This window comes from candidate division WOR-3 bacterium (assembly GCA_011052815.1).
GTDB lineage: Bacteria > Hydrothermota > Tepidihabitantia > SM23-42 > SM23-42 > DRIG01.
The window spans coordinates 1-10,940 of record DRIG01000024.1 but is presented as its reverse complement, the minus strand read 5'-3'; the positions used below and the strand labels follow the sequence as shown (position 1 = coordinate 10,940).

The window sequence follows — 10,940 nt, the reverse complement described above, 5'->3', positions numbered from 1 at the left end:
CTTCATGGCGTAGTATTGTTCCGTCGTGGACATGGATGATTTTATCGATGATCTTGAAACATTCATTGACGAGTTCGGTGATTTTTTCCGGGCCGAGCGTGGCTGTCAGTTTTGTGAATCCTGTAAGATCAGCGTAGAGGATTGTTGCAAGGCGATTCTCTCTCACAACTATAATTATAACAAAAAAAGAATATTAGTCAATCTTTGCTTCCCTATTTCCATTTCCCCCTTTCTCCCTTTCTCCGTTTCTCCGTTTCCCCCTTTCTCCCTTTCCCCCTTTCCCCATTTCACCCTTTCTCCCTTTCCCCGTTTCTCCCTTTCTCTCTTTCCCCGTTTCTCCCTTTCTCCGTTTCTCCGTTTCCCCCTTTCCCCCATTCTCCGTTTCTCCCATTCTCCCTTTCCCCTCCGCCTTGACTCTTTTCCCATCTCAGATATAATGGCACTGTGTACAGGAAGAAAAAAGTCGCGATCATCGGTGCCGGGCCCGCAGGTATTGCCGCGGCGGTCCAGTTAAAGCGTTCAGGCATAACCCCTTTGCTCTTTGAAGGAGAAAAGCCGGGTGGTCTGCTCAATAACGCTCGATGTGTGGAGAATTATCCGGGGTTTCCCCGTGGCATATCAGGACCGGCACTCGTCAGGCGGTTTGTCTGCCATCTTCGTGAATGGTCGATCAATGTGATATCGGAAAAAGTGGTTGAGGTCGTCAGGCAAAAAAATTTCTTTCTTATACAGACCCGTAAAAAGTATTATTCAGAGATATTGATAATCGCTTCTGGAACAGAACCGAAGTCGCCTGATCCGTCTTTGTTACAGCTTGATGATTCAAGGATTTTTTTCGATATTATCCGGCTCAGACGGATGAAGAATAAGAAAATTTTGATTGTCGGCGCCGGTGATGCGGCATTTGATTACGCCCTGAATCTCGGCTCCAAGAACCGGGTTATTGTTATCAATCGGAAAAGAGAAATAAAAGCCCTGCCTCTTTTATATAAAAGAATAAGAAGCTGCGACTACAGGAATCAGATAACCTATTTTCCGCATACTCGACTCCTGAATTTCATTCGGAAAGGCGATTCTTTGGTTGTTGAGTTGTTGAAGAAGAATAAAGAAATTTCCCTTGTGTGTGATTATCTGCTCTTTGCAATCGGCAGGCAACCGTCGCTTGGATTTTTATCGCCGTCTCTCCTGAAAAAATATCCAGGAGGCGATGATAAACTCTATTTCATCGGTGATGTCAAAGCAGGAAGATTCAGACAGGCGGCGATCGCCGTGGGTGACGGGATTGAGGCGGCGATGAGGATTGCAGCGCGCCTGGGCATAGGGGAGAGGCGTTGAATGAAAAAGATTGGATTGAAGGTATTGAACTCTTTTGGCAATGATTCCCTTGCCAGGGTTTATATCTGTGAATTCGGGGCGGGCAAGCTCGTTGAGTTCGTCGAGTCCCGTCAGCCTCCTTTATCCTGGAAAGAAAAATGGGTTTTGATAATTTCCACCTCGATCGGCTGTCCTATAAAGTGTATAATGTGTGATGCCGGAGGGAATTATAAGGGCGCCCTGTCCGCAGAGCAGATTTTGAGTCAGATAGATTTTCTCGTTTCAAAGAGATATCCGGATTTCAAAATCCCGGTGAAAAAGTTCAAGATTCAATTCGCAAGAATGGGAGAGCCGTCATTGAATACGGCTCTTCTTGATGTACTGCGGGAACTGGTGCACCGTTATGACGCGCCCGGTTTGATGCCCTGTATTTCAACGGTTGCGCCGCGCAGCGCCGCTGATTTTTTTGAAGAACTCTTGAACATAAAGGGTGAATTTTACGGCGGCGGAAGGTTCCAGATGCAGTTTTCAGTCCATTCAACTGATGAAAAAGTGCGCGATCGGTTGATGCCGGTATCGAAATGGACACTGGATGAGATCAGTAAATACGGTGCAAGATTTTATCAAAAAGGGGACAGGAAGATAACCCTGAACTTTGCGCTTGGTGTCGGAATTCCCTTGCGACCGGAAGTTCTCGCCGAAAAATTCCCTTCGGATAGATTTTTGATGAAATTCACGCCGGTCAATCCTACATATCAGGCTGTAAAGAATCGTCTTGCATCCTACATCGATTCAGAAAGACCGGACAGAAAATATCCCCTTATCAAAAGGTTGCGGGAATATGGTTTTGAAGTGCTCATCAGCATCGGCGAGAACGAAGAGAATCAGATCGGCAGCAATTGCGGACAATATATTATGCGACACTATACAGAAAAGACCAGACTCACCAAAAGCTACTCCTACATCGACCCCTAACCCCCTTCCCCTTGACTTTTGCCTTCTCCTGAATATAATAATCTAATAGAATGCTTGCTGAAAATAAAGAAAAAGCTACACCGAACATAGTAGAAGAGCTTCTTCTGTGCCGTAGTGTCTATTCAATGGCGTTTGAAGTGGCATTGAGAATCTTCGAACTGTCCCAGGGATTTCCGCGCGGCGGTCCCCATTCACTACACAGCAAGATAATTCAGTATTCAAGTGCTGTGTGTGAAAAATTGACCGAGGCGTGGCAGAACCGCTGTGAGACCGATACCTTTATCGGAAGTCTCAATGATGCAGCGGTGAATGCTACTGAAGCCCAGGCGCAGATCGATTTTGCGGCGAAGGCCGGGATCATCACGGCTGAAGAGGCTGAGAAGTTGAACAATACATACGAGGATATAATCGACAAGATCACCGGTATGATCAAACAGGGCAACTGATTGATTCAAACCGCTCCTTAATCATAAATAAATAATTGAATCCGTCATATTTTTATGTATAATATGGCGTGAGAAAAAAGTATGATGTTGTTGTCGTCGGTGCCGGACCAGTCGGTTCTTATACTGCATACAGGCTGGCTGATTATGGTTTATCGGTCTGTTTAATCGATAAGAAAAAAGAGATTGGAAAGGATGTGATATGCGCCGGTGTTATAAGTAAACGTGCCTTCAAAAAATTCGACCTACCCGGTGAAGCAATACTTTCGCGCATAGATTCAGCGACGTTCTTTTCTCCATCGGGAAAGAGATTGGAATATAATTCAAACGATGTTTTCGCCTATGTCGTGGACCGTTCTATATTTGACAGCGGTCTGGCTAAACTCGCAAAACGTGTGGGCGTTGATGTGCGATTAAACCAGCAGGTGACGGACATAAAAAGTTCAGGTAAGGTCTACACGGTTGTGTCGCGTAGAAGAAGATACCAGGCAAAAGCAGTGGTTCTTGCAACCGGCGTTAATTATGACCTGCATAAAAAAGTAGGGTTGGGCAGACCCCCGCGTTTTCTCTACGGCTCGCAGATTGAACTGCCGTTTTCATTTTCACAGACGAATATCCAGATTCATATAAACAAGAAGTTCGCACCGGGTTCATTCGGCTGGGTCATTCCCGCCGGCACGAATAATTCACGGGTGGGCGTCGTGCTCCTGCGCAGGGGTAAGATCTGGCTCAAAAAGATGCTGGAGTCCTGCCTCTCGTTCTCTGCCGATAAACTTAATGACAGCGAAATCAAGATAAAGCCGATCGCCTTTGGTCCGGTGCGTAAGAGTATACGCGGCAGGATTATTGCGCTCGGCGAAGCAGCCGGTCAGATAAAGACGACCACAGGCGGCGGAATCTTTTTCGGCCTTCTCTGTTCAGAAATCGCCGTTGAAAAATTGGTCAAAGTGATTAAAGAGCACGGCAGCCTGGATGATTACGAGTTAACCTGGCGCAGTGCCCTGGCTTCAGAGATCGATATCGGGATTCGTCTGCGCAGGATCGCCGGTCAGTTGAACAATGACGAGATCGAGGCGCTCTTTGATTTCGTGAAGAAACACCGGTTCTGGGTCGACCTTCTCATTCCGCGTATTGATTTTGATTATCATTCAAATTTTATATTTTTCTGTCTAAAGAGTTTCGGTTCATTATTAAAAATACCCGAAGATTAGAAAGGCAGGCAATGGATACGACAAAATATGATGTAATAATCATCGGTGCAGGACCTGGAGGATACCCCTGCGCCATCAGGCTCGCCCAGCTGCAGAAAAAGGTGCTTGTGATTGAAGCAAAAGAATTGGGCGGATTATGCCTTAATCAGGGTTGTATTCCGACCAAGGCACTGGGCTATGCCGCTGAGCTTACAGAAAGCTTTAAAAAAGCGAAAAAACTGGGGTTTGACCTTGAGTACAGAGGATATAACCTTGAGGTACTTCGTTCCTGGAAAAACAGTGTGGTGATGAAGCTGCGCAAAGGGGTTGAATATCTGTTTAAGTCTAATAAAATAGTGCTGAAAAAGGGGTTTGCTAAAGTAATAGATGAACATCAGGTTGTAGTTGAGACCACTGAAAATAAAGAGGTTTTTCAGGCTGATTTTATTGTCATCGCCACAGGTACCCGGGTTGCGTCCCTGCCCGGTTTTGAATTCGACCATAATTTTATAATTGACACCAGTGATGCCCTTGAACTTTCTGCGGTTCCTGGAGAACTGCTTGTTGTCGGTGCCGGTGCCTCAGGTCTTGAAATGGCGGGTATTTATCAGCATCTCGGCAGCAAGGTGACGGTCGTTGAGATTATGGAGCAGATTCTGCCGGGGATGGAGACTGAACTCTGCACCCAGCTCAAGCGGCTTCTTGAAAAACAGGGTATCAAGATTCACCTGAACGCCCGGATAAACTGCTGGCGTAAAAAAGATAATAGGGTGGAGGTCTCTATTAAAGAAAAAGACACGGAATTCAATGCATTCTTTGATAAAATTCTTGTTACTGTGGGTAGAAGACCTGATGATTCAGCATTTAAAGATATCAGTATTGAAAAAGACAAAAAAGGATTCATCATCGTTGATAAAGAGTTCAGGACGAATATAAAACATATTTTTGCTATCGGCGACATTATCGGACCACCGCTTCTTGCACACAAGGCGACGCATCAGGGGATAATGGTTGCTGAACTGATTGGTGGCGGAAAAATTCCGGCTGGCTCGAAGAACATTCCTTCCTGTGTGTTTACGATTCCGCCGTTTTCCAGTGTCGGACTTACTGAGAGCCAGGCAAAGGACAAGGGTTATGCAGTAAAGACCGGTAAATTTCCTTTCCGTGCCTGCGGCAAAGCGCTTGCAATGGAAGAACCCGAGGGAATGGTAAAGATCGTCGGCGACGAGACCGGCAGGCTTCTCGGTCTGCATATTCTCGGTGCAGAGTCCTCGAGCCTCATCGGTGAGGCCGTGATCGCCCTGGACAATGGTTTGTCAGTTGAAGACCTGGCTTCTTCCATACATCCCCATCCCACCCTGACCGAGCCGCTCTGTGAAGCTGCGGAGAATTTTTACAAAAAGGCGATTCACATAATCAACCGCTAACCCCGCCGCCCTTACCCCTATTCTCCTCCCCCTTGAGGGGGGAGGATTAAGGTGGGGGTGATCTTTCATCCAGCGCAGCTCCCATTCCCCCTTTCACCCATTCTCCGTTTCTCCCTTTCTCCCTTTCACCGTTTCCCCCTTTCTCCGTTTCACCCTTTCCCCGTTTCCCTCTTCCCCCTCCGTAAAAATACCTATGTAATATTACGTAGCTTTTTCAGTTGATTATTTTACACCTTTTTATATAATGACTTGACAAAGTTATTATTTTTCGTATAATTTCGTTAAATTGCTTATTTAAGACGCTCCTTTTCATAGAGAGGAGCTTTTATATGATAATGGGTATATTACCTGATTGCATCTGTGCGGTCAGTCGCAGAACTGACAAGGGCGGTAGCCTGTCCTGATAAAACTGATGAAGATTTTGACGACCCCGACCCCAAAGCAAACCATTATTGAGAATTATAATAAATTCTTCAAAACAATGATTAAGGCGGTCGTTGACATCAGAAAAGGGATAATGGCGATCAACGGTGAATTGCATGCAGACCTGGAATATCTGCTTCTCGACAACAGCAGTCAGCAAGAAGACCTCTGGGGAATAAATCTGTTCTTGAGTAAAGAGAAAAAAGACTGGATAGAATATACCGCATTGATTAATATTCGTCCTTCAATGGACAATCGAAGTATGGAGGTGGAGGACCCGCAGATACGTGAAAAGATCAAGGATATTGTTTACAGATTAATCACTGAGTGAGAGCAATGTACAAACTTAAATTTCATAAAGGACTTGCTGAACGCTGGGCTCAATTTCCCGTACATAAACAGCTCCTTATGCTGTCGAATGAATTGAACCGTGCAAAAAATATGTTTGCTCGTAATGATTCAAAAGAAGCAGAAAACGCACTTGAAAGGGCGTTCGAGATCCTGGATTTGATGATTTGTGAATGCCGTAACAGCCTGCGTTATGAGCTTCTTCGTTTCCGTGAGCTGTTTGCTGAAAGATATTTAAAGGGGTTTTCTGCTGATGAATGTGCCCGATTTATCAGGGTGGTGCTCAGTTTGAACAGTGAGAGCTATAATAGTGTGGTGATGCCGTGAATATGCCGTGGGATCTTAAAATTGAGGTTTATAAAATAAACGGTTCGTGTCCTGTTTATAAAAAAGGTGATGTATTTTATATTAAAAGTGGTTTTAAACTTAAATCTGAGAATGCGATTTGTATGCATTCCCTGGCGAGTATAATGCCGTATTATACGGCATTGAGCCACGGTGTTTCAGCAAAAGAGCTCGGTTTAGGAGAAAATGCCGCCTATGTGCAGTGTTTAGATCCTTGTGAACAGACCAATGGTGGAACCGTGGTGTTTGAAATTACCAGGTCGCAATAGGTTTGAAGATGAGTCTGTGGAGACTTTCAGAATTTTTTAAAAGGAATTATAAAGGTTTTTTGGTTGCATGTATTATTATTTACCACTTTGTTATCGCCGGTCTGTTTATTCACACCTTTAAGATATTGCCGTATGAGTTATTTTGGATTACTGAAGCAGGGATTCTTTTGCTTTTTATTTTTTCTTGTATTTATTGCTGTCGTAGTTATGGTTTGAGACGATTACTTTCTTTCCCTAAAGTTTACTATCTGATTATGTTTTTTTTCTTGTGGGGTTTGGTTACTTCAATAGTCAACTCGATAAATTTGCTGACATTTTTGCTGCAAGTTAAGGATTACATAAGATTTGTTATTTTTGGCTTCGCCGTCATAAATTTAGGATTGTCTAAAACGGAAATAAAGTGGTTAATCTTTCTTATACTGGGTATTATTCTCCTCCAGGTTCCGATCAGTGCGGTTCAGTGTGCCTTATGGACTCTCGGCGATTGGTGTGTAGGTACTCTGTCGGCAGGAGCTACTGCGAGTATGGCTTTTCTTTGTAGTATAGGGACAGTACTTGTAATAATTCTCTATGTCTTCTATAAGAAAAGAGTATTTCTACTCGGTTTGGTGCCTCTTTTCAGCTTACCGATAATATTCGGTAATAGTCAGATGGGAATATTTTTATATCCTTACTCATTCCTTTTTGTTTTGTTTTATGCTCCGACGCAGACTTTCAAACCTGTTCTTGCAGCATTCCTTTTCACTGGTTTATTTATTACTGTTTTATATTTTCTATTACCTCCTTTTCAAACTACAACGAAGAGATATATTTCGTTGATTGGAGTCGCGGCGCAAAACCAGTTTGTTCTATCTCCCGATACTACGGGCAGAATGAGAGCTCCTGGAGCTGCCATTAAACGACTTGTTCAAAAAGATAATGGTTTTATATTCGGTTATGGTTTTGGCGCGACAAAAAAAAGTTACTGGAAAAAACTTGCCGGTAACTTCGACAATCGTAAGATCGCGGCCAATCAGATATCAGCTTTACTAATTGAAACCGGTATTCCAGGTCTTTTGTTTGTTAGTTTATTTACTATCTGGCTTCTTGTAGAGACCGGTAGCCTTTCATTCCAGTTTGATGGATTTTCACGGGTTGTTACTTCTACTACATTTTTCGCATCTACCTTACTGATACTCGGTTCCCTTTACTTTAAAGTTTACAAAAGCCATTATTTCATTTTTTTATACTGGCTTTTCTTCGGTCTCTCTTATTCAATTAAAAAGAATAGTATTGACTTTTTTACAAATTCGGCTAATATTTGAATAATGAAAAGTAGAAAAAGACCTGTGAATATCATATTGTTATGTTTTTTCCTTGTATCATTTCTCCACGCCGGGTCTGCGGATTTGACCGATGTTCAGAAAAAGGCGGAGAAGAATTCGGACATTATGACTGATGCCGGGTCATCCGGTGTACATACGATTGAGACCGGTGATGTGCTGGAAGTGGTGATCCTTGGAGAAAAAGAATTATCGCGTACCCTTGTGGTGATGCGCAACGGTTATATCTCAATGCCCTTGATCGGTGAGGTGAAGGTCGCCGGTTTGACCATAAAACAGGCTGAAGACGTGATCGCCGAGAAGCTCAGGGAATATTATACCCATCCTGTGGTCTCTGTGATTTTAAAGAGTCCGACACTGCCGTATGTTTCGGTCTTCGGTGAGGTATTGAGACCCGGTGCAGTTGAGTATCAGCGGGGGCTGCGGATTACCGACTATATCGCACTTGCCGGTGGTCCCACATCCCGTGCGAATTTAAAAAAGGTTAAAGTGGTGCGTTCTCAAAGAGGAGAGATCATCACCTCGACGATTGATGTGGATCGGATTCTTAAAAAAGGAATAACCGTTCAAAACTACGAATTGAAATCCGGCGACTGGATTTATGTATCGAAGAAATTCACGATAAACTGGACCGCGGTTCTGCAATTCGCCACCCTCGCCCTCACCGCCGCCAACCTCTACCTGACGATACAGCGACTTGATTAGCTGGAAGCGATATGGAATGGAAATGACTGCTCCGCAGTGGAAGTGGTTCTACGAACAGAAGTGTTTATGAAAGGAATTAAAACCTTTAAAGAACTGTTAGTATGGAAAAAAGCACATGAACTTTCAGTGGATGTTTCCCATTTGGTACGGAATTTTCCTGAGGATGAGAAATATGAGTTGTGTAGTCAAATGCGCCGTTCTGCACGCAGTATTCCCGCAGAAATAAGTGAAGGATTCGGTCGATTTCACTTCAATGATAAATTAACATTTTATGAACGCAGTAGAGCTTCGTTATTTGAGTTAAGTAATCACTTTGAAGAAGCATTCGGGAACCGGTATATAAGTAACAATGTTTTTCAGTCATTTAAGAAACGAATGGACGAAATTAATTTCTTACTCAATAGAATGATAAGAAAAATTAAGAGATCTCGTAATGAACACAAAGCCACCAAGAGTTTGAAATTAAAAACAAAAACGAGGTGTTGATATGTATTTCTCCGACCATGGCTCTCTTCCAGCGCAGCTCCCTTCTATGCCTCGCATCCCTTCCAGCGCAGCTCCCTTCTATGCCTCGCATCCCTTCCAGCGCAGCTCTCTTCTATGCCTCGCATCCCTTCCAGCGCAGCTCTCTTCTATGCCTCGCATCCCTTCCAGCGCAGCTCCCTTCCATGCCTCGCATCCCTTCCAGCACAGCTCTCTTCTATGCCTCGCATCCCTTCCAGCGCAGCTCCCTTCCATGCCTCGCATCCCTTCCAGCGCAGCTCCCTTTCCCCCTTAGCCTTTCGCCATGAATAGCTCCCCAAACACCCCTATGCAGCAGCCGATCGGCTATCCTGAAGAAGAGCGGCCCATTGATATCTATGACCTGTGGAATAAGTTCCTGCGCCGCAGAAAGCTCTTCTTCTACATCGCCCTTCCTGTATTCCTTGGCATTGTAATTTCCCAGTTCACCAAGCCGTATACTCCGATCTATAAAGCCACCTTTGACCTGGGTGTGTCTCAGGAAAAAGTGGTTGAGGGTGTTTTCAGCCAGTTTCAGGAAACCGGTATGCAGATGAGTGCTGTGACCCAGCGGGTGATCTCCAATCTCTTGAGTGTGCGCCTTGCCGAGAAGATCGCCGATTCGCTTCGACTCTTTGCCTATGTAAAGAACGGTAATTCCCATATTGAGGTTGAAACACGCATTAAACAGGATTTTAAAAAACCTTTAGGACCTTTTAAATTAAAGATATCAAAAGATGAATTTACTTTATATAAAGACGGTGATGTCGTTGCCCGTGCAGGATATAATAAATTTATCGACTGCGGTCTCTTTGAGTTAAAGGTCATTCCCCGGGATATAATTTCAAGAGCAAAGACCTTAGAGCTGACCGTATATCCGCGCAACAAGATCACCCTTGCCCTGCGTAACTCTCTTGCAATCAAGCTGCTTGAGACCGACAAGATTGAAAAAGGTATAGCGAGTTCCGGAGTTCCATTTTCCGGTGAGGGCGCTTCAAAAAAACTCGTCAGCGCCAATCCCCGGGTCTATAATACTGAAATCGGAATTTTGAGAATAAGTATTCTCTGGGGCAGCCCTGAAGACGCCCTGCGAATCGCCCGGGCGTTCGCCGACCAGATTATCAGGGAAGACATAAATGAAAAGTCCCTTCAATACATCCAGTCACGCCAGTTCATTGAATCCCAGCTTTCTGTTTATCAGGAAAAATTGAGTGAGCTCGAAGTAAAGGTTCAGAAATTCAAAGAGACCAAGAGTATCACTGATCTCAAGGCATCAACCCAGGCGCTCATTTCCCAGGTCTCCCAGCTTGAATCGCGCAAGAGTCAGCTTGAGATCGAACGCAAGATATTAAAAGACCTTGAAGCCTATCTCACCCGTGAGGGTTCGGAAATGGATACTACTGTGAATTTCGCCGCGACCCTGATCTCTGACCCGGTGCTCCAGAACTTCTATTCCCAGCTCCTTGCCGTGGAAGCCGATCTCAGGGGTAAGTTGAAAGAGTATTCAGCCAATCATCCCAAGGTGCTTGAGGTAAAGGCAAAGCTTGAAGGACTCAAGGACCAGATGAAATATGAGATTGCCAAACGTGTGCCGAGTATCAAGACCGAGATCGACGGTGTGCAGAATCAGATCGACGCCCTTCAGCAGAAATTGAAGAACGTGCCTGAAGACGAGATT

14 protein-coding genes are annotated in these 10,940 nt (G+C 44.4%); 12 read left to right on the top strand and 2 right to left on the bottom strand.

Features of this window, described 5'->3' with window-relative positions; translation table 11 throughout:
• Window positions 1-166, bottom strand: a 166-nt coding sequence (locus ENI34_02125) for a hypothetical protein (protein ID HEC77924.1), incomplete at its 3' end; no start/stop codon positions are given.
• A gap of 121 nt (window positions 167-287) precedes the next feature.
• Window positions 288-473 carry a hypothetical protein gene (locus ENI34_02120; protein HEC77923.1) on the bottom strand — a complete coding sequence of 62 codons (186 nt, stop codon included), beginning with the start codon at window positions 471-473 and terminating at the stop codon, window positions 288-290.
• On the opposite strand from ENI34_02120, the gene ENI34_02115 reads away from it, so the two are divergent.
• The 12 genes from ENI34_02115 to ENI34_02060 form a co-directional block, all read left to right on the top strand.
• The gene (locus tag ENI34_02115) at window positions 445-1,335 is read left to right on the top strand and encodes an NAD(P)/FAD-dependent oxidoreductase (protein ID HEC77922.1); all 891 of its coding nucleotides are present in this window, start codon (window positions 445-447) and stop codon (window positions 1,333-1,335) included. The genes ENI34_02120 and ENI34_02115 overlap by 29 nt on opposite strands.
• Window positions 1,336-1,350: 15 nt before the next feature.
• The gene (locus ENI34_02110) at window positions 1,351-2,289 is read left to right on the top strand and encodes a radical SAM protein (GenBank protein HEC77921.1); all 939 of its coding nucleotides are present in this window, start codon (window positions 1,351-1,353) and stop codon (window positions 2,287-2,289) included.
• Between the two features lie 50 nt (window positions 2,290-2,339).
• Window positions 2,340-2,735 (top strand): four helix bundle protein, encoded by a 396-nt coding sequence (locus ENI34_02105; GenBank protein HEC77920.1) that lies wholly within the window; start codon window positions 2,340-2,342, stop codon window positions 2,733-2,735.
• 68 nt (window positions 2,736-2,803) lie between these two features.
• The gene (locus ENI34_02100) at window positions 2,804-3,943 is read left to right on the top strand and encodes a geranylgeranyl reductase family protein (GenBank protein HEC77919.1); all 1,140 of its coding nucleotides are present in this window, start codon (window positions 2,804-2,806) and stop codon (window positions 3,941-3,943) included.
• Window positions 3,944-3,954: 11 nt separating this feature from the next.
• A complete protein-coding gene (lpdA, locus tag ENI34_02095; GenBank protein HEC77918.1) occupies window positions 3,955-5,349 on the top strand; it encodes a dihydrolipoyl dehydrogenase in 1,395 nt (464 codons plus the stop codon).
• 412 nt (window positions 5,350-5,761) lie between these two features.
• A complete protein-coding gene (locus ENI34_02090) occupies window positions 5,762-6,103 on the top strand; it encodes a hypothetical protein (protein ID HEC77917.1) in 342 nt (113 codons plus the stop codon).
• A gap of 5 nt (window positions 6,104-6,108) precedes the next feature.
• Window positions 6,109-6,447, top strand: a complete 339-nt coding sequence (locus ENI34_02085) for a hypothetical protein (protein ID HEC77916.1) — start codon at window positions 6,109-6,111, stop codon at window positions 6,445-6,447.
• A gap of 2 nt (window positions 6,448-6,449) precedes the next feature.
• The gene (locus ENI34_02080; protein ID HEC77915.1) at window positions 6,450-6,734 is read left to right on the top strand and encodes a TIGR04076 family protein; all 285 of its coding nucleotides are present in this window, start codon (window positions 6,450-6,452) and stop codon (window positions 6,732-6,734) included.
• An 8-nt stretch (window positions 6,735-6,742) separates the two neighbouring features.
• Entirely contained in the window at window positions 6,743-8,038 is a 1,296-nt protein-coding gene (locus ENI34_02075; GenBank protein ID HEC77914.1) for a hypothetical protein, read from the top strand.
• Between the two features lie 3 nt (window positions 8,039-8,041).
• Complete coding sequence (locus ENI34_02070; protein HEC77913.1) at window positions 8,042-8,761, top strand: polysaccharide export protein; 720 nt, start codon at window positions 8,042-8,044, stop codon at window positions 8,759-8,761.
• 66 nt (window positions 8,762-8,827) lie between these two features.
• A complete protein-coding gene (locus ENI34_02065; GenBank protein HEC77912.1) occupies window positions 8,828-9,247 on the top strand; it encodes a four helix bundle protein in 420 nt (139 codons plus the stop codon).
• Window positions 9,248-9,548: 301 nt separating this feature from the next.
• Window positions 9,549-10,940 (top strand): hypothetical protein (locus tag ENI34_02060; GenBank protein HEC77911.1); only part of this gene is annotated, 1,392 nt, incomplete at its 3' end.